General features: G+C 50.7%; 17 protein-coding genes. 2 read left to right on the top strand and 15 right to left on the bottom strand.

All coding sequences use genetic code 11. The features are described from left to right. Window positions 1-132: 132 nt before the first annotated feature. From ANCC_RS01635 to ANCC_RS01705, 15 genes are all read right to left on the bottom strand, one after another. Complete coding sequence (locus tag ANCC_RS01635) at window positions 133-2,223, bottom strand: DNA topoisomerase 3 (protein ID WP_002569178.1); 2,091 nt, start codon at window positions 2,221-2,223, stop codon at window positions 133-135. Window positions 2,224-2,238: 15 nt separating this feature from the next. Next, complete coding sequence (locus ANCC_RS01640) at window positions 2,239-2,427, bottom strand: hypothetical protein (protein ID WP_002569177.1); 189 nt, start codon at window positions 2,425-2,427, stop codon at window positions 2,239-2,241. Then, window positions 2,424-3,125, bottom strand: coding sequence for a DUF4366 domain-containing protein (locus tag ANCC_RS01645; RefSeq protein WP_002569176.1), 702 nt, complete (start codon window positions 3,123-3,125; stop codon window positions 2,424-2,426). The genes ANCC_RS01640 and ANCC_RS01645 overlap by 4 nt, the downstream gene beginning before the upstream one ends. Continuing rightward, window positions 3,118-3,396, bottom strand: a complete 279-nt coding sequence (locus tag ANCC_RS01650) for a DUF4315 family protein (RefSeq protein ID WP_002569175.1) — start codon at window positions 3,394-3,396, stop codon at window positions 3,118-3,120. Before ANCC_RS01650 ends, ANCC_RS01645 begins: the two co-directional genes overlap by 8 nt. Before the next feature lie 34 nt (window positions 3,397-3,430). Next, a complete protein-coding gene (locus tag ANCC_RS01655) occupies window positions 3,431-5,500 on the bottom strand; it encodes a C40 family peptidase (protein WP_002569174.1) in 2,070 nt (689 codons plus the stop codon). 35 nt (window positions 5,501-5,535) lie between these two features. Beyond that, a complete protein-coding gene (locus ANCC_RS01660) occupies window positions 5,536-6,495 on the bottom strand; it encodes a DNA-methyltransferase (RefSeq protein ID WP_002569173.1) in 960 nt (319 codons plus the stop codon). Further along, on the bottom strand, window positions 6,492-8,930 hold the full coding sequence (locus tag ANCC_RS01665) for a VirB4-like conjugal transfer ATPase, CD1110 family (protein ID WP_002569172.1): 2,439 nt from the start codon (window positions 8,928-8,930) through the stop codon (window positions 6,492-6,494). Before ANCC_RS01665 ends, ANCC_RS01660 begins: the two co-directional genes overlap by 4 nt. Further along, complete coding sequence (locus ANCC_RS01670) at window positions 8,881-9,282, bottom strand: PrgI family protein (RefSeq protein ID WP_002569171.1); 402 nt, start codon at window positions 9,280-9,282, stop codon at window positions 8,881-8,883. The genes ANCC_RS01665 and ANCC_RS01670 overlap by 50 nt, the downstream gene beginning before the upstream one ends. 177 nt (window positions 9,283-9,459) lie before the next feature. Continuing rightward, the gene (locus ANCC_RS01675; protein WP_002595174.1) at window positions 9,460-10,329 is read right to left on the bottom strand and encodes a VirB6/TrbL-like conjugal transfer protein, CD1112 family; all 870 of its coding nucleotides are present in this window, start codon (window positions 10,327-10,329) and stop codon (window positions 9,460-9,462) included. Window positions 10,330-10,348: 19 nt separating this feature from the next. Then, complete coding sequence (locus ANCC_RS01680) at window positions 10,349-10,564, bottom strand: Maff2 family mobile element protein (RefSeq protein ID WP_002569168.1); 216 nt, start codon at window positions 10,562-10,564, stop codon at window positions 10,349-10,351. Between the two features lie 417 nt (window positions 10,565-10,981). Beyond that, on the bottom strand, window positions 10,982-11,152 hold the full coding sequence (locus tag ANCC_RS01685; protein ID WP_002569167.1) for a hypothetical protein: 171 nt from the start codon (window positions 11,150-11,152) through the stop codon (window positions 10,982-10,984). Then, a complete protein-coding gene (locus ANCC_RS01690; RefSeq protein WP_002569166.1) occupies window positions 11,139-12,947 on the bottom strand; it encodes a VirD4-like conjugal transfer protein, CD1115 family in 1,809 nt (602 codons plus the stop codon). The genes ANCC_RS01685 and ANCC_RS01690 overlap by 14 nt, the downstream gene beginning before the upstream one ends. Then, complete coding sequence (locus ANCC_RS01695; protein WP_002569165.1) at window positions 12,944-13,420, bottom strand: PcfB family protein; 477 nt, start codon at window positions 13,418-13,420, stop codon at window positions 12,944-12,946. Before ANCC_RS01695 ends, ANCC_RS01690 begins: the two co-directional genes overlap by 4 nt. A gap of 41 nt (window positions 13,421-13,461) precedes the next feature. Beyond that, complete coding sequence (locus tag ANCC_RS01700; RefSeq protein WP_002569164.1) at window positions 13,462-13,683, bottom strand: DUF5348 domain-containing protein; 222 nt, start codon at window positions 13,681-13,683, stop codon at window positions 13,462-13,464. A gap of 23 nt (window positions 13,684-13,706) precedes the next feature. Further along, the gene (locus ANCC_RS01705) at window positions 13,707-14,690 is read right to left on the bottom strand and encodes a DUF6017 domain-containing protein (RefSeq protein WP_002569163.1); all 984 of its coding nucleotides are present in this window, start codon (window positions 14,688-14,690) and stop codon (window positions 13,707-13,709) included. A 255-nt stretch (window positions 14,691-14,945) separates the two neighbouring features. Here ANCC_RS01705 and ANCC_RS01710 point away from each other — a divergent pair, with 255 nt between their 5' ends. Together ANCC_RS01710 and ANCC_RS01715 are read left to right on the top strand one after the other, a co-directional pair. Further along, window positions 14,946-16,424: a recombinase family protein gene (locus ANCC_RS01710; RefSeq protein ID WP_006567756.1), complete on the top strand. Its 1,479-nt coding sequence runs from the start codon at window positions 14,946-14,948 to the stop codon at window positions 16,422-16,424. 2 nt (window positions 16,425-16,426) lie between these two features. After that, complete coding sequence (locus ANCC_RS01715; protein WP_006567755.1) at window positions 16,427-18,010, top strand: recombinase family protein; 1,584 nt, start codon at window positions 16,427-16,429, stop codon at window positions 18,008-18,010. Window positions 18,011-18,019 lie beyond the last annotated feature (9 nt).

An 18,019-nucleotide genomic window follows, 5' to 3' on the forward strand; every position in this document is an offset into this window, starting at 1 on the left:
CCAACAATTTTTTCATTTTTTTAGAGGGTTTGGGAAACTTCCCAACAAGCAAAATCCCCGTCCGGCGCGTCAGCGGCAGGACAGGGATTTACGGAAGTGGGTACCCGCTTCCTATGCTTGCTATTCAAGTTTTTAGTTCTTCTGTACTTCGATACGGTAGTTGACGTATTTCCCGCCAGTGTCAGCCAGAACGATAGTTCCGTCATAGGTCTTGCCTGTTTTCGGGGAATAGAGCTTCTTCACATTCACTTTGCCGGATTTAAGGAGCGCGGCGGCAATCTTCGCGGAAAAAGCGGTCTTGCGTTCCTCGAAAAAGCGGTCATTCTTCCACATGACAAAGGCACATTCTTTGTTGCTGCAATAATAGTTTTTCTTCCCCTCATGGACGGGGGAACCGCAACGGGGGCATTTGCCGACAGAGGGCTTTTCCTCCCGGAACAAATCCTTTTTCCCGTCCAGTGCTGCGGCGTGTGTCTGCACAAGCTCCCGCGCCATAGCTTCAATGCCGGACAGAAATTCGCCGGGGTCTGCGGCTCCCTTTGCTATCTGCGTCAGATTGTTTTCCCATTCTGCGGTAAGCTGCGGGGAAGTGAGCATATCCGGCAAGACTGATATAAGGGCGGCTCCGTTCTGCGTGGGGATAAGCTGCTTCCCCTTGCGCTCTGCAAAGCCGCCCTTTACCAGTTTTTCAATGACGGCGGCGCGGGTGGCGGGAGTGCCAAGCCCCCGGCGTTCCGCGTCCGGGTCGGTGTCCCCGTTCCCGGCTCGCTCCATAGCAGAGAGAAGCGACGCTTCGCTGTGGGGCTTCGGCGGCGTTGTGGTATGCTCCGTTACTTTTGCGGCGGGGTTAGGAAAGTTCTGTCCCTCGGAAAGCTCCGGCAGCGTCACGCCCTCATTTTCCCCGTCCTCTGCTTCGGGCTTATCTTTCAGCGTCGCCCGGTATCTGCGTTCAAGCTCTTTCCAACCCTCCGCAAGTACGGTCTTTCCCCTTGCGGTGAAGTCTGTCCCGGCGCATGAGAAAACCGCCGTAACCGCTTCATAAATATGCGGCTCGGCGGTGGCAAAAAGCAGACGCGCCCCCGCAAGGGTAAGGATATTCTTCTCGCTTTCCGGCAGCGCGTCCGGGTCAGCCTTTGCAAGCTCCATAGTGGGAATGATTGCGTGGTGGTCTGATACTTTCTTGCTGTCTAATACCTTTGCAATCTCCGGCGTGAAGTCCGCGCCCGCCATAAAGGGGAGCTTTTCGCAAAGCAGCGCGATAATGTCCGCTGCGGTGCCGCCCATGTCGTCAGTAAGAAAGCTGCTGTCCGTCCTCGGATAAGTAAGGAGCCGCTTTTCATAAAGGGATTGTGCAAGGTCAAGGGTCTGCTTTGCGGTGTAACCGAAAATGCGGTTCGTTTCCCGCTGCAAAGAGGTAAGGTCAAAGAGCTTTGGCGGGGCTGCGGTTTTCTTCTCTCTGGTAAGGGAAACGCATACCGCCTTTCCCGCTTCGCAAGCCCCTTTCAGCGCGTCGGCTTCTGCCTTGTCCGAAATCCTTTCGCTTGCCGCGTCCGCGCCGGATAAATCAAGGCGAACATGATAATATTTTTCTTTCTGGAAATGGGAGATAGCCGCGTCCCGGTCGGTGAGCATTTTTAAGGTCGGGGTCTGGACGCGCCCCACGTTCAAGGTCTTTCCATACAGGCAGGAGAAAAGCCGGGTGGCGTTAATGCCGATAAGCCAGTCAGCCTTTGCGCGGCAGAGGGCGGACGCAAAGAGCGCGCCATAGTCCCGCCCGTCTTTGAGGGAAGCAAAGCCCGCCTTAATCGCCCCGTCCTCCATTGAAGAAATCCACAAGCGGCGCATGGGCTTCTTGCAGCCCGCCACTTCGTAGACAAAGCGGAAAATCAATTCACCCTCGCGCCCCGCGTCACACGCATTTACCACTTCGGAAACGTCGGCGCGGTGCATAAGCTCTTTAATGGTTTTGAATTGCTTCCCCTTGTCCGGGTCAACGGCGTACTGCCATTCCTCCGGCAGAATGGGTAAGCTGTCAAAACTCCATTTTTTATATTGCTCCCCGTAGGCGGCAGCTTCCGCAAGCTGTACCAAATGCCCGACGCACCATGAAATGAGGTAGCCGCCGCCCTCGATATACCCGTCCTGTTTCCCCTTAATGCCAAGCGCGGCGGCGATAGTCTGCGCCACGCTCGGCTTTTCTGCAATCACAAGTCTAAATGCCATGAAAAAATCCTCCTTTCAGCGTTCCGGCGCGGTGTGCTTCTTCTCCTGTGCCTGTTTCAGACAATAGCCGATACAGGGGGATTGCGCCTTATAAGGGCAACGCATACACGCCGGGGATTTTGGAACGGGCGGCGCACTGTCACGCCGCCCGGTGGGTCTTTGTACCATCATTTTTTCTAAAGGGTTTTCGGTAAAAAGCGTCATGCTTCCTCGTCCTCCTGTTCTTCATCAGAAAGCCCGTCCCCCTCGTCCTCGTCGTAATCGTCAAAATCGAAATCTTCAAGGTCGGTGTCGCCCTTGACGTTCTGCTTTGGCTTCATAAACTTAAAATAATAGAACGCGCCCCCGCCGCCAAGAAGTGCCACGACAAGGAAAAGCACAAGCCCGCCTGTATTGCCTTTCTCTTTGGGCTGCTCTGTTGGTTTCTCGGTTTCCGGCTCCGCTTCCTTGCCGCTGCAAGCGGTCATGTTGTCCTTGCAGACAGGGCAGCTCACATTTACCTTTCCGGCTTCGCATTTATCGGTGCAACTGCAAACGGCGGGCGGGGCTGCTTCGGTGCTTCCGTCCTCCATGAGTGCCATAAGGTCGGCTTCGTCCACTTGATTAAGGAAATGTACGGTGTCCTCGCCCTCGTCGTCCCGGTCGATAAGGATATAAAAGTAATTGCCGTTTTTGGTCGTCACTGTGATAAGCTGCTTGTTGCCGCCGAAATCGTCTACAAGGGTCGCGTTCCCGTCCGGGGTAAGGGGTTCTTCCTTTTCGGGTTCCTCATAGACAACGCCGCTGTCGTCGGTCGCGTCCTGTCCCTCCGGGGTCTGTGCAAAGGCGGTGACGGAAAAGCCGCCCGTCAGCATGAGGGCGGCGCAGAGTGCGGTCAAGGTTCTAAGGATTTTCTTATTCATTCTCGGTGTCCTCCATTTCTTCGGTGTCGTGGTCTGCGGGTTCTGCGGGGTAGCCCGGCGCGGCTTCCATGCCCGGAATACCGCCGCCGGAAAGCATAGCGGAAAGCTCATGCGGGGAAAGGCGCATGGAGCGCACAAGCTGTACGATTTGCAGGTTTTCCGCTTCGGTTTTCTGCGCTTCAAGCCCCCTTAATCTGTTCTGGTACTCGGTGATTTTCTCGCGGGTCTTTGCAATCTCTTTGTCGATACGTTCAATTTTGTTCATAGCCATCAATAAATTTCTCCTTTCTTTGCTCAAAAATATGTTAATTCCAGTTCATCAGCCCATAGCCTTTGATACAGGAGTAATTGACGGGGTAGCTCTTTATCTTGCAGGCGTCGCCGGAATTGCCCTCGACGGTATAGACGCGCTCCCCGTCCGTTCCGATAACAAGCCCCACATGGTCTGCGCTCCCGTCCCCGTCCCAGTCGAAAAAGATAGCGTCGCCGGGGGCGATATTCTCATAGCCCCTCGCGCCCCATTGCCCGCGTGACTGGAACCAGGGTACGCCCTGTGACTGGCACCCGGCAAAGCGCGGCTCGCTCTTTCCGGCTTGATTGTAGCACCATGAAACGAAACAGGCGCACCATTCCACGCGGCTGTTAAATCCGTACCAGCTCCAAAAGGGTCGCCCGCCCACGTTGCCGACTTGCCGCTTCGCAAGGTCTACAACGGCGGTGTTGCCGGGGCGTGTGCCGTTTACAAGCTGTACGCCGCTTAAATCCTCGGACGCGCCCATATCGGGGGAGCCGCCGCCGAAAATCAGCGGTTTGTTTCCGCTTGTTTCCAGATAGACGCGGTACATTTCAAGCTGCTGTGGCGTTAGAAGTTCCTCCGCAATCTCGGAAATGGGCTTGTTCGTCAGCTTCACGTTGAGGATATGGTACTCGTAGGGTACTTCCTCGGTGGTCGTTTCCCCTGTTTCCGGGTCTGTGCTTGTTTCTGTGCGGTAGCGGATTTCCGTTTCTTCTGTCAGCGTCAAAGTGTACTGCATGGCAAAGACGCGATTTAGCTCTGCCTGTGCGCTCTGCGGGGTGTAGGTCTGTAAAAGGGCGGTGAGGTAGGACGCTAACTCATGGGGGTTATGCCCGATACTGTCAAGGTCATAGCGGTATTCGTCATAGCCGGGGTGGGTGCTTTCGATATTGTCAATCTGCTGCTGAAGCTCGTTTTCCTTTGCGGCGTAATTGTTCTCCGTCGCCACAAGGTCGCTGTCCTCCGACGTGTAGGAAGTCCCAAGTATGCCGTTCATCAAGCCGGAGAACATGGAACCGCAAGAGGAAAGCCCCGCCGATACCATGATGAATAAGAGTAGCGCGGCAACGGCGATACATACGCCCGCCGGGTGCCGCCCTACAAAAGCGATTGCCTTTTTTGTTTCCTCGGCGGTCTTTTTTGCCGCCTTGCGGGTGTTCTCTGCGGCTTTCTGCGCCGTTTTTGCGCCGCCTTTCCTTGCCGACTTTGCATACTGCCGCTTGATTTGCTGCTTCTGCATGAAGCGGGAAAGGGGATTGCCCGCAATCTGCGGATTGTCATGCAGGGCTTTATGGTACTGAAAATCCACATTCGCCTTGAACGCCGCTTTCTCTGCCTTTGCCGCCGCCCGGTAGGGTTTGAGCTTGTGGCTGTGGTAGCCCTCCTTGACTTTCCGCGCCCCGTACTTTGCGCCGCGCTCTGCCAGTTCTTCGGATTTGTGCGCCCCCTCAACGCCGGAATTGTCCTTTTCAACGGAATGTATCTTGTTGTGGACGAAAATACCCGCTTCCTGTGCGGGGCGGGATAGCGGGTTATTGTGGGGCTTATTCTTTCCTATGGGCTTTTCCTGTTCCTCAAAATGTAGGCGGGTCTTGCCTTTCCCGGTGGCTTCATCAAAGGTGCGCTCCCGTACAAGTTTCTTTTCTTTGGGGATAGCCGCCTTTGCCGCGTCCAGACGGTCGGCTGCTTTGTCCGATTTTCGGATATACCTTTCAAGCTCCGGCGTTGCCCGTTCCTCGTCGGTAAACTGCAAGCGGGAAGATTTTTCTTTTGCTGTGGCTTCTGCCTGTGCTTTCCTCGCCGCCTTTTTGCTCGCCTTTCTGGTACGCGCCCCGTCGATACGTTCCAAGACGCGCTCGGCTGCTGCGGTGTCCTGTTCCCGTTCTGCCCCCGGCGCATGGGGAAGCGGCGGCGTGTCGGTTAAGGGCGGGGAAGTTGCGCCGCCCGGTAGGGGCTGCGCTGCCTGTTCCGGCTGCGGTGGGGCTTCGGTCTTTGCAAAGTCCGCGTCCCTTATCCGCTTGCTGATACGTTTCTTTTTCCCGGTAGCGGCGTTTACCTCGACAGCCCCCTCGCGGGTCATTTTCTGCGTGACTTTTTCACGCGCCTTATATTGTTTTATGTGTCTGTCCCTCCAATCCGCGCCCTTGCAAGGGCGCAATACTCGGCGTTTATCTCAATGCCTATATAATGCCTGTCAAGCTGCTTTGCGGCTGCCCCCGTCGTGCCGCTGCCGAAAAAGGGGTCAAGCACAACGCCGCCTTTCGGACAGCCCGCCTTGATACAGGTTTCGGCAAGTTTTGGCGGGAACGCGGCGAAATGCCCGCCCTTGTAGGGAACGGTATTGATAAGCCACACGTCCCGCCTGTTCCGCATGGTCGGCATGAGGGCTTCGTCGTAGTAGCTGCCGCTTCGCGCCCGGTTAAGCCCCTGTACGTTCCCCTGTCCGGGTACTTCGTCCGCATATTTCTGTCCCGCGCTGCGCCCGGTGCGGTACCGCGCCGCCGTTGTGGGGGCTAACGGCTCGGCTATGGCGGCTGCGTCATAAAAATACTTCTTTGACTTCGTAAGCAGAAAGATATGTTCATAGCAGCGGGTAGGGCGGTCTTTCACGCTCTCCGGCATGGGGTTTTCTTTCTGCCAGATAATGTCGCTCCGTAAATACCACCCGTCAGCGCGTAGGGCAAAGGCTAAAAGCCAAGGGATACCGATTAAGTCCTTTTGTTTGCAGCCGGAAACGCGGTTGTTTCTTGCAATCTGCTGTCCGTTTCTGCCTTTCGGGTTCTTCGGGTCTGCATGGTAGCCTTTATTTCCTGTGCCGCAGTAGGTGTCCGCGATATTCAGCCAGAGCGTACCGTCAGAACGCAGTACCCGGCGCAGCTCGCGGAAAACCTCGGTCAGCCTGTCAATGTACTGCTCCGGCGTGTCCTCCCGCCCAATCTGCATATCAAGCCCGTAATCCCTAAGCGCATAGTAGGGCGGGCTTGTGACGCAACAGTGTACGCTTTCCTCTGGAAGCTCCCGCAAGGCATAGAGCGCGTCCCGGTTGATGATTGTGTCAGTTTTCAGCCCGTTCATGCTTCGCCCACTTCCTCCGGCTTCGTCGTCATTACCCGGTAAAGCTCGGTGTCTTTCGGGAAGCGGTCTACAAAGGGCAGCACCACGTTCCCGTAGAAGATAAGCCCCTCGCCCGCTTCGGTGTGGGTGACATACTTCATCTGCTGCGGGGAGATGTTGAGCTGCTTTGCAAGGATAGCCCGGTCGCCCGCCGCCTGATTGAGCATGAGGACAAAATCAGAGTTTTCAAAGATATTCTCCACTTCGCGGGAAGCAAGCAAATCTTTGACGTTCTGCGTGATTGCTGTGGGTATGCCGCCCCATTTTCTGAAACGCTTCCAGATTTCAACGGAATAGGCGGCGGTCTGTTCCTCTTTCAAGAGAAGATGAAATTCGTCCATAAAATACCGGGTGGATTTCCTTTCTGCCCGGTTGACGGTGACGCGGTTCCATACCTGGTCCTGCACAATGAGCATACCTAATTTTTTGAGCTGCTTCCCAAGCTGCTTGATGTCAAAGCAGACAAGGCGGTTTGAAAGCTCTACATTCGTCCTGTGGTTAAAGACGTTAAGGCTCCCGGAAACATAAAGCTCCAACGCCGCCGCGATACGCGCCGCTTCCGGCTCCGGCTGCTTCAAAAGCTCGTTGTAGAGGTCGCCCAAGATAGGCATTTTCTCCGGGTCGGGGTCTGCAAGGAAAGGGCGGTACACGTTCCTAACAGCGCGGTCAATGACGGTCTTATCGACGGGCTGCAAGCCCTCCTTGCCGCCTATGACAAGCTCGCAGAGGGAGAGGATAAAGTCGGATTTCAGCGCAAGGGGGCTGTCGTCCTCGCTGTAATTGAGGTTAATATCCATAGGGTTCACATACTGGGGCTTCCCGTCAATGCCCTTGCCCGTAGGCGATAACCGTATCACTTGCCCGTCAAGCCGCTGCACAAGGGAAAAATACTCTGCTTCCGGGTCGCAGATAATTATGTCGTCGTCGGTAATGAGGAAAGCGTTTGTCATTTCCCGTTTGGCGGCAAAGGATTTCCCGCTTCCCGGCGTACCCAAGATTAAGCCGTTGGGGTTCTTTAGCTGCTTGCGGTCGCAGAGTATCATGTTGTTAGACAGGGCGTTTAAGCCGTAATACAAAGCCGCGCCCGTCTGAAAAAGCTCCTGCGTGATAAAGGGGATAAAGATAGCGGTGCTTGACGTGGTAAGCCCTCTTTGAATGGGGATAAGGTTCTCCCCAAGCGGTACAGAGGACATAAGCCCCGCTTCCTGTTGGTAGTCAAGGCGGGTTAAGGCGCAGTTGTTCTTCTGTGCAATGCCCGCCGCCGCGAATACGTCATTTTCCAGTTTCCTTTTTGTGTCTGCCATGTTCACCACAAGGAACGTCAAGAGGAACATTCTTTCATTCCGGCTCTGCAAGTCCTGTAAGAGGTTCTTCGCTTCGCTGCCGAAAGTGGCAAGGTCGGACGGGATTATATCCATGTCGTAGCCGCTGCGTACCGCTTTTTTCTGTTCTTCGATTTTCATTTTGTCAAGGTCGGTGATTTTCCGCTTGATTGTCTTTATGGCTTCGGTCTGGTCGATACTGTGGATATGCAGATTGACGATAACGCCCGTTTCCAAGTCCAGAATGTCAGATAAGATACGGTCGTTTAATTCCGGCGCAAGGATTTCAAGGAATGAAACCGCGCCGATTTTGCGCCCCATGCGGAAATACCGCCCCTCGCCAAAACGGAAAGAGGACGGGGCGATAAAGTCCTTTGTGGAAAGCCCGGACGGGGCAAGCCATGAAAAATCAAAGGCAAACTGCCCGCCCTCCGGGTGGAAAATGCCATGCAGCATTTTAAGGCGTTCATAGCCTGTCATGGGGCGGGCAGACACGCCCAAGAGCTTAAAGTTGTTGAGTACGTCCGTTTCGATACGGGCAAGGCGGGATTTCGCCGCGCCCAGACTGTCGGCTTCAATGGCAAAGGTGATATATTTTGCTTTGACAAGCCCGTTGTTGCCCTTTGCAAGCTGGTTTTTCAGCATATCCCGGTATTCTGTGCGGATAGAATTGAAAGCGTCCTCCTGTGCCGGGATATTGACCGCCTTTTCCGCTTCGCCGCGCTGCGTCCCCTGATTGATGAAAGAGAGCTGCACCGAAACGGAAGCGTCAAAGTAGTTGAGGAAGTCGCACCAGTTCTCAAAAATGGCGGTCTTGTCGTCTGCCTGTGCAAGCTGATAGTTAATATCTTCAAAGGCGACGGTCTTTGAGTATTTCCGTCCCGTAACCTTGCAGATACCGTCCGGGTACATCTGGATATAAGGGATTGTCTGCTGCGCGGTGTGCGCTTTCCCGTCGCCCTTTGCCTGTCTGATGATTTCCGCAATCTGCTTTTTCTCGGCGCGGGTGAGCTTGCGGGGCGGGTTAGGCTTTGCGCTTCCCGCCGCGCTGTTTCTTCGTGTTTCCTTTTGCAATCGCTGATACCTCCTTTTCAAGTTTTCTCTGCCGTTCTAAGACGGAATAAAAGTTGTCTGTCCTGTATGGTCGTTCTTTGGGGGCTATGAATTTCGTCTGAATGATGTTCTTCACCACCACTTCAAGGGGCTGTCCATGCTTCTCATACATGGCAAAGAGGAAACAGGGCAGCATGACGGCAATCATAGCCATAGACGCAAGGCTTGTGCCTGTGCTGTCTTTGAGCAGAAAGAAAAGCGGCAAGCCGAACAGGAGAGCCGCCGCAAAACATACAATCTGCCGTTTGGTAAGGTTGAACGCTACTTTTGTCTTGACTTTGGATAAGTCTTTGGGTACGGGTACATACGCCAAGTGAAAACCTCCTTTCTCTGGGTTTGGTGTTGCTGTAACTTCCCATAAGGGTAATCAAGGCAAAGGTCAATCTATGCCCTTTGCCCGCCCGTATTATATGGGGGTTATCCGCGTCAAGGTCGGGTCGTATTTTCGCCGCTTCGCTCTGAAAATCTCCACCCTGCCCTTGACACGCCGCTAATGCGCGGAGAATATCGACTTCGCCAGTGCGCCGGATTTGAACAGGGAGAAACAGAGGATAACGGTATAGGCTGCAAGGGAGAATATCGCGCTGTGCAGATTGTCCGCTATTATCATGTTGTTTACCAGAACCGCGTAAATGCCGACGCATATCATAATGAGGAAGCCTTGAAAACCGATAGCGAACAGGGATTTGAGGTAGTTGTTTCCTATCTGCCCCCATTCCCGGTTCGTCATTGTTGCAAACGGGATAGGCGATACCGAACAGTAAAGGTAAATCTCTATCATGCGCCCGTAGAGGATAACGGTTATCAGTACGGACATGATTTTCATGCACAAGCTCACAAGGCTTGTTTCCATGACAAGTAAGAGCAGTTCGGGGATTTCCATAGCGTCAAGCCCGTCCTGCATGGAAGCAAGGGCGGCGGCAACATCAATCTCTGTGCTGCCGCCGATTACCCCCGCCGCGCCGGAAACAACGTGCTGCGCCATATCGAACACCGCCATAGTGATGTCAAAGGTGTGCGTCACAAGGTAGACTGCCACAAACGCCTTGAACACCCACTTGAAGAACATGGAAGTGTCAACGTCGTGCATATTGTTCTTTTCCGTTACCATGCTGATAAGCTCATAGCATAGGACGTAGGTAATGACAAGCCCCGCAATGGGTACGATTACATTCTCACTAAGGGTCTGTATCATGGAGAATATATTTGCGTTCCACCCTTGCGGGGTCTGCCCTACCTCTGCGGCGATAGTGCCGACTTTCTCGTTTACGTCCCCGAACATAGTTGACAGATTACCGTTTATGGCTCCTATGAGGATTTCCTTTATCCATTCGTTAATCGCGTCAAGTATGCTCTGCATAAGCCTTTACCCGCGCTTCTTAACCGAACAAGCCGGAAAGCAGCGGTACAAGGGTCATGCCGATAAGGGCAACGCCGCCGCCCGCCATAAGCTGCTTCATGCCCTGGCTCTTCGCGCCCGGATTGTCGTTGCCGTAGCCCTCCATGAGATTGATAACGCCCCAGATACCAAGCCCGGCTCCAAGTGCTACAACAAGGGTCTGCAAAACGTCTACTGCGCTATTGAAAAATGCCATAAATAAATCCTTTCTGCCGCGTCTGCGGCTGTCCGGCAAGCGGACAAAAGGCGGTCAGCGTATGCCGCCGCATAAAAAAACCGCCCTCTGGTAAAGGCGGCTGTCCCCGCGCTGCGTAAGTTCTGCGGCGCGGCGGTATTCAGTTGTAGGGGGGTGCGGCTCCTGCCGCTGTGTGCTGCGCCGGAAAGTAGGGGCGCGTATCATGTAGCCGATATTGATATATGTGATTGCTTCGATTCCTCCTTTCGGTGTCCCGCTGTGCTGCCGGACGGGTATTATTCAGACTTGCGGGAAGTGAATAGCTTGCATAGCAAGGTGTTCGCTTCCCGCAAGTTCACAAAGGGGTAGCTGCCGCAAGGCAGCGTAGGGGAAGTGTAGCTTCCCCTGTCCCCCCCTCCCCGGCGGTCTGCCATGCTGTCACTGTTGAGGGATAAGCCCCCGGCGCGTGACATACTCCGTTGCAAAACGGCGGTGTTCCGCTTCCTTTTCCCGCCAATACTCCCATAATGCAGCGTCGGCGGCTTCCGCAACATTCATTAAAAACCGTTCAAGCTGCTTTTGTTTTTCCTCTGCGCTACGTTTCCTCATGGTCTGCGTCCTCCTGTAAGTCTGCTGCGTCAATCTCGTAATAGTCAAAAACCTCGTCGGGCTTGACAATGGCGGGGCGGCGTTTAAGGTGCTTTTCCATGTCAAAGGCGTTCTTCGGGTCTGCGTCGGATAGGTACTTGTATTTCGGGTGTTTCGTTATGTCGAATTTGTCCGAAAAGAACGGGCGCACCCCGCGTAGCTGCAAGATACATTTCCCTCCGTCCATGACTGCGATTTCATCTTCCGTCATAAGCTGCTTTCCCAATTTCTGATAGTTCAGCCCATGCGAAAGCTCCCGCCCCCTTGTTTCGGAAGTGTTGAAGCTGTCTATCGTTTCCTTGCCTAAAATCTCCGATATTTCTTTGAGCGTGGTTTTTTCCTTGCCGCCCAAGAAAAGCGTGGTGTCGCAGTTGCCGACTATGGTATCGGCGTTGTCCTTGTAGATTGCCTTTAGCTGTGACTGGCTCTGCAAGATGATTGACGCGGAGATTTCCCGGCTCCGTATGGTTGCGATTAGTTTCTCAAATTTGGGGATTTGCCCGATATTCGCAAATTCATCAAGTAAGCACCGTACATGGACGGGAAGCCGCCCGCCGTATTCATCATCTGCTTTGTCGCACAAGAGGTTGAATAGCTGTGTGTAGAGAATACTCACGACAAAGTTAAAGGTGTCGTCGGTGTCGCTGATAATCACGAAAAGGGCGGTCTTTCTGTCACCTATGGTGTCAAGCTCCATTTCGTCGGTTTCCATAAGCTCCCGCAGCTCCTTAATGTCGAATGGGGCTAACCTCGCGCCGCATGAGATAAGTATGCTTTTTGCGGTCTTGCCCGCCGCCAGTTTGTATTTTTTGTACTGCTTGACTGCAAAATGTTCCGGGTCTTTTTCTTCCAGACGTTCAAACATGAGGTCAACCGGGTTCTGGAAATCCTCGTCGTCCTCGCGGGCTTCCGACGCATTTATCATTTCAAGCAGCGTCGTGAAGTTCTTCTCGTCCTCTGGGGCTTCATACCAGATATAGCCGATTAGTGCGGTGTAGTAGAGCTTTTCCGCTTTCACCCAGAAATCCTCGCCGGATTTTTCCCCGTCGCCTTTGGTGTTGGCGATAATGGTATTGACTAATTTCAAAATGTCCTTTTCGCTCCGCAGATAGGCAAAGGGATTGTATTTCATGGATTTTTTGAAGTTAATCGTATTTAGCACTTTGATACGGTATTTGTACCGCTGCAACATTTTCCCGGTTTCCAAAATCAGTGTTCCTTTCGGGTCAGTGACGATATACGACGTTGGAAAATCCTTTGACGTACATTGCATGAGCGACGGTTTCACAAAGAACCGGGTCTTGCCGCTGCCGGAACCGCCGATTACAAGAATATTTTTGTTTCTTGCGTATTTCGGCTGCTTCGGGCGGCTGTTCATGGTGAGCCGTTCCGTCTGCGTTAAGGGGATATTGTTCTCAAATACCGGGTCTGTGTACGGCTTTATGTCGTCAGCCCCGCCCCAACGCGCCGAACCGTATTCTGTCCCGCGGCGGTATTTCTTCGCGTTCTTGCCTTTGGTGTAGATAATCAGCCGGACAATGACCGCCCCCGCAATGCCGATAAGTAAGTCTGCCGGGTGGAAGCTCGGCGCGATACTGGAAAAGGCGGTGGTAAAACCGTCCCCAAGATGTAGCAGCTTTGCGCTTGCGTCCGCGCCGGGGGATAGACGGACAGCCGCGCCCACTTTATCAAAGAGCCAGACAAAGAGCAGATACGGGAGATTTAGGATAAGCAGCTTCTTGATTTCCGGCTTCATAGCGATACCTCCCTGTCCTTGTTCTTGACCTTTGCCCGTTCCGCGTTCTTGCCCTGTGCGGCTTCTTTGAGCGTAGAGAGCAGCTTTCGGATAGAGGGCTTTTTCTCCTGTGTCAGCTTCTTTGCGGAAAACTCCTTAAAGGCTGCGGTCAGCACGTCCGCGTCCCGCCCCTTGAAAAAAACCAGATAGCGGGGCGGGCTTTCCGTTGCGTCCTTTTTCAGCGCAAAGTCGATACCGTACTTTTTCGCCGTACTCTCAAAGGCTTTGATATTGCCCTCGGTAATCTCAATGTTGGAAACGCCCGCGTTCTGCTTCATAAGCTGCTTTAAGCTCTGCTTTCCCTGTGGCGGTTTTGCAAGCTGCTTTTTGCCCTTTGACAGTATGGCTTTCATTGCCTTTTGGAGCGTCTGGGCGGTCAGCTTCCCGGTCTTGATGTAAAGGGCTATGGTCTTTTCGTTTACTTCGTCCTGCAATTCCTCGCGTCCTCCTTTCGCGTTTCTTTATGGGGCGGCGGTCAGATACGCACCCGCAGCCCGTTCAAGTCCTCGGCTCTGATACCCACAAGATACCAGTTGTCGCCGTACTCAATCCGGGTCGGCTTCCACTTGCCCCGCACGAATACGTCAAAGCACTCACCGCAATGCAAGCCCCCGTAGTAGCTGTTTAAGTCAAAGCGAATGTCGTAACGGTCGGTGCGCTCGTCAAATACCAATGCTCCTGTCATTTTCTGTGCCATAATAAAATCCTCCTTTTGTTGTTTTACAGGCTTTCGCCCGGTTTGAATGAATAATAGTCCGGGTCGCCGTACTGCGGCTTCTTCGGTGACAGTGCGCCGCTTGCCATGTCATGGGCGACAAGGGAAGTGTAATAATTGCCGATAGTGGACGGGGCGTTGAAAAGGGCTGCTTTCAGATATTGCTTGATGTTGCGGATTTTCGTTGTGTTCTCCCGCATACAGTCAAGCACAAAGCGGATATGCTCGCCGTCCAGTTTCATAAACTTAGATTTCACAAGCTCTGCCGGGTAGTCGTCCCCCGCAATCCGTACCCGCTTTCTGGCGGTGCATACGGTTTCAAGCATGAGGTCTACAATCTCGTCCAGCCTGTCCCCGTCAAACTTCATGTCCTGTTTGAGAATGTGGTAGTCGATATTGTCCTTGATGATTTCCCGGTATATATCAACTGCGCTCTGTGCTGCCGCTTCCGTTCCTTTCCGTTCCGGCGGCGTAGCCGCTTCTCTGCAAGGAGAGGGGTTAGGGGAAAGGATAGGAATGGAATGGGTACTTGATAAATCTGTATTTGATTTTTCTTTTTTTGGTAAGTCAGTTCTTTGTATATCTTTATTTAATTGCGTTGGATTTTCCAACGTAGGTTTTTCCAATGTTGGTTTTTCCTGCGTTGGATTATCCAATGTTGGATTTTCCAATGTAGGTAAATCCGGCGTAGGCGGCTGCGGCTGCTCGAATATCACATAGTCCGCGCCCCGCAAGCGTCCTTTCTCGTCGCGCTCCCTTGACCGAACGATATACCCGGCGCGTTCAAGCTCCTTAATGGCTTCGCGGATAGCGTCTATCTTCTCCCGGTTGATAAGGGATAAGCCTTTCAAGGTGTAGTCCCAATCTTCGGGGAGTGACAGCATTTGCGACAACAGCCCTTTTGCCTTTAAGGAAAGCTCCTTGTTGCGTAGGTGGTGGTTGCTCATTACGGTGTAGCCCTTGTTCCGTTCCACTCTGAAAACTGCCATAGTAAATCACTCCTTTTGCTGTGGATTTGTTACGCAGTAGAAGCGCGGTTTCGGGGGATAAGGTATAAATCCCTTGCCGCGCCAGATACGCGCCCGCAAAATCGCTTGTAGCAAGGCTTTTTCTGCCCCTACTGCGTAACAAAGGGCATAAAAAAGCGGCGTTCCTGTTCTCCCATGTAGAGAGTAAGAAACGCCGCTTCTGCGTCGTATTCAGTTTTTAGTACAATACCCTGCTTGTCCGTCGCTCGAAAAACCTTGATTTTCCAGTGTTTTCAAAAGTATCGTTATCTAACGTCAGCTTTTAATCGTCCGGGCTTTTCTGAACTGCTCAAAGATATTAAGTCTGGAAAAATCAATGCAGTAATCGTTAAGGATTTTAGCAGATTTGGAAGAAACTATTTGGAAGCGCTGGAGCTGTTAGATGTAGTATTCCCGGAATTAGATGTTCGTTTCATCAGCATAGACGATGGATATGACAGTGCAGATCCACAATGCAGCAAAGAACGAATGGTTTATGTGATTAAACATCTGGCAAATGAATATTACGCCCGTATCTCTTCCAAAAAACTTACCCAGGCCCATGAACTGGCCAGAGGCAATGGGGAGTTCTGGGGAGCGAGGCCGCCATATGGATTTGAGCGTTCAAAAGCCAATAGTAAAATACTCGTGATTGACCCGGAAGCTGCCTCTGTTGTTGTCCGTATATTTAACATGTTTGTGCTGGAAGGATATTCATACTATAAGATTGCCCAAATATTGAATAGGGAGAATATTCCCTCGCCGAAAGCCTATCACTTGATAAAACATGGAAAAGCAGAAAAGGTAGAAAAGAACCCGGAAAAGTATCTGTGGCTGGGCAATTTCATTTCTAGTATCATTCAGAACCCCGTTTATATTGGCTGTTTGGTTACCCATAAAACAGAACAAAGCTATTATAAAGGAAAAAAATTAAAAAGGGTGCCGCGGCAGGAATGGAATATTGAAGAGGATGCTCTACCCCGTATCATAAAGCAGGCAATTTATGACAGGGCCCAAAAGAACGCACAGAAAATCTGGGTGAATAGCTTTACCAGAGAAATTGATAAGAAATATGGATTATTCGCAGGGAAGCTCGTATGTGGAGTTTGCGGAAGGCATATGTCACAAAGCAGGTATCATACAAAGCAGGGAATAGGTATTGAATATCATTGTCCTGGACATGATGTAGCACCTAATCATTGCAAGAACAAATTTATCAATGAAAAAGCAGTATTAAAAGCTGTTACGGTCCTCTTAGATAAGTGGGTCAGTATAGCAATGAAGGAGAAAAAAGCATATAAAAAGGACTCTTTTATAACCAAATTGAAACGGGAATACCAGAATCAGATTGCTGACATTGACCGGGAAATCCAGAGCCTTTTAGTGAGGCAGCAACAATTATACGAAGATTATGTAGATCAGATTCTGGATAAAAGAGAGTACATAGAATTTAAAAGACAGAATATGGAGAAGGTTGATGAACTGAGGGCACTAAAAGGGAGTTTGATTATAGAGTCAAATGATATGGTCAGGAGATATTCTTTAAAGAACAAATGGCTTTCTGCATTGATGGACAAGCAGGGAAATCTCTGCGTGACAGCGGAGATTATTGATGAATTGATTTCGGAAATCAAAATTATAGACAAAACCTCCATGGAAGTTATCTTCAAATTTGAAGATATATTCAGCATGGATTTGATTGCAAAGGCGGTGTGAGGATGAAGAAAAAATTTCTGCTTTTTTATGAACGTCTTTCCAGGGAAGATGGAGACGATGAAAGCTGCAGCATTACAAACCAAAGAAGATTGCTTAACCGATTCAAGGAGGAACACAGTGAATTTCATGATTATCAAGTAGAAGAATTTATTGATGATGGCTACACTGGCAGTAATTTTAACCGACCTAATTTTCAGAATATGATGAGCAGAGTCCGTTCTTTATATGGAAATATGATAGTAATAGCAACGAAGGATTTCTCCAGACTTGGCAGGGACACCATAGATACCGTCAATTATTTAGAAAAGATATTTCCTTTTTTGGAAGTACGCTATATTGCGATTAATGATGATTATGACAGCAAAGATTATCAATATGGTATAGATTTTGAAGCCAAATTCAAGAATTTGATTAATGGGTTAGTTCCAATTCAGGCGTCTACCACTCAGAAGAGAATTAAGATGGAGGAGGCTCTTCAAGGAAAGCATAACGGCCCAGTACCTCTTTATGGATATCGGTATACAGCTGACCGTGAATATGAGGTGGATTGGGAGGCGGCATATGTACTACAAATAATTATGGATCTATTAGACCAGAAAAAAAGTTATAAGTTTATAATTAAGTTCCTGGCTGAAAAAGGAATTGATCCGCCGAGCGTTTATTTGGCTAAAAAATACAATGCCAAATTATGTAAGACCAGTTCTATCTGGAATAAAACAACACTGAAAAAGATTGCAAGGAATAAAGCTTATTTGGGATATTCAGTACGTCATAAGGAAGAGGCTTGTGTATTGGGGACAAAAGGAACACGGGCAGTGAATAAGGCGGACCAAATTCTTGTTCCAAACAGACAGCCGAAAATTATCAGAGAAGAGCAGTTTAACAGGGTGAATGAGTGGCTGGATGAGAGGGCTGCTAAAAGTGGTTGCAAAAGTGGACCGAGGCGCAGAGTATCAGCATTATATAAAAATGTGTATTGTGTACATTGCGGTTCAGCATTAAGCAGGCGCAGATATCATGAAGATAATGACTTTTACTATTGTTTGGCTAAGCGTGAAAATCCATTGTCGGATTGTACTTTTCCGCCTATTGAAACAGCGGTATTAGAAAAAGCAGTGTTTTCGGTTATACAATTCAATTTAAGATTATTTACTGACAGCAAAAAGAAAATCTTAAAGGCTTTGAATCATAATATGGCAGATTACCATGCAATCATGGAAAGATTTCAGGAGAGGGCAGAAGAAATAAAGCAGAAGAAAATGAACTTGTATGAAGATTACAGAGCAGGGCATGTAAGCAGAGAAGAATATCTGATAAAAAAACAGAAATTGTCAGAACAGCTTGTTCCATTGGAGGCAGGAATTCAAAAGGTGGAAGAAGGAATCCGAAAATATGATGAGGCAAATATCATATTCTATTCAGATTTTGCCCGATTGGTCGATGAGTTTAGAAATGAGGAGGCGTTGTCTCCGGAGTTGGCTGATGCCTTTATTGAAAAAGTGTTGGTAGACAAGAATCATAATATTGAAGTTGTTTTTAAATTTCAGGACGAAATTAATATGCTGTGTATGAGAAAAGCAAGTTAATTACTTTCA

It is taken from the genome of Anaerostipes caccae L1-92, from assembly GCF_014467075.1.
Lineage (GTDB): Bacteria > Bacillota > Clostridia > Lachnospirales > Lachnospiraceae > Anaerostipes > Anaerostipes caccae.

Bases quoted from the DNA above. Each gene is read 5' to 3' on its own strand.
- ANCC_RS01635 (WP_002569178.1), bottom strand. From the start codon at position 2,223: ATGGCATTTAGACTTGTGATTGCAGAAAAGCCGAGCGTGGCGCAGACT.
- ANCC_RS01640 (WP_002569177.1), bottom strand. From the start codon at position 2,427: ATGACGCTTTTTACCGAAAACCCTTTAGAAAAAATGATGGTACAAAGA.
- ANCC_RS01645 (WP_002569176.1), bottom strand. From the start codon at position 3,125: ATGAATAAGAAAATCCTTAGAACCTTGACCGCACTCTGCGCCGCCCTC.
- ANCC_RS01650 (WP_002569175.1), bottom strand. From the start codon at position 3,396: ATGGCTATGAACAAAATTGAACGTATCGACAAAGAGATTGCAAAGACC.
- ANCC_RS01655 (WP_002569174.1), bottom strand. From the start codon at position 5,500: ATGACCCGCGAGGGGGCTGTCGAGGTAAACGCCGCTACCGGGAAAAAG.
- ANCC_RS01660 (WP_002569173.1), bottom strand. From the start codon at position 6,495: ATGAACGGGCTGAAAACTGACACAATCATCAACCGGGACGCGCTCTAT.
- ANCC_RS01675 (WP_002595174.1), bottom strand. From the start codon at position 10,329: ATGCAGAGCATACTTGACGCGATTAACGAATGGATAAAGGAAATCCTC.
- ANCC_RS01680 (WP_002569168.1), bottom strand. From the start codon at position 10,564: ATGGCATTTTTCAATAGCGCAGTAGACGTTTTGCAGACCCTTGTTGTA.
- ANCC_RS01685 (WP_002569167.1), bottom strand. From the start codon at position 11,152: ATGAGGAAACGTAGCGCAGAGGAAAAACAAAAGCAGCTTGAACGGTTT.
- ANCC_RS01690 (WP_002569166.1), bottom strand. From the start codon at position 12,947: ATGAAGCCGGAAATCAAGAAGCTGCTTATCCTAAATCTCCCGTATCTG.
- ANCC_RS01700 (WP_002569164.1), bottom strand. From the start codon at position 13,683: ATGGCACAGAAAATGACAGGAGCATTGGTATTTGACGAGCGCACCGAC.
- ANCC_RS01705 (WP_002569163.1), bottom strand. From the start codon at position 14,690: ATGGCAGTTTTCAGAGTGGAACGGAACAAGGGCTACACCGTAATGAGC.
- ANCC_RS01715 (WP_006567755.1), top strand. From the start codon at position 16,427: ATGAAGAAAAAATTTCTGCTTTTTTATGAACGTCTTTCCAGGGAAGAT.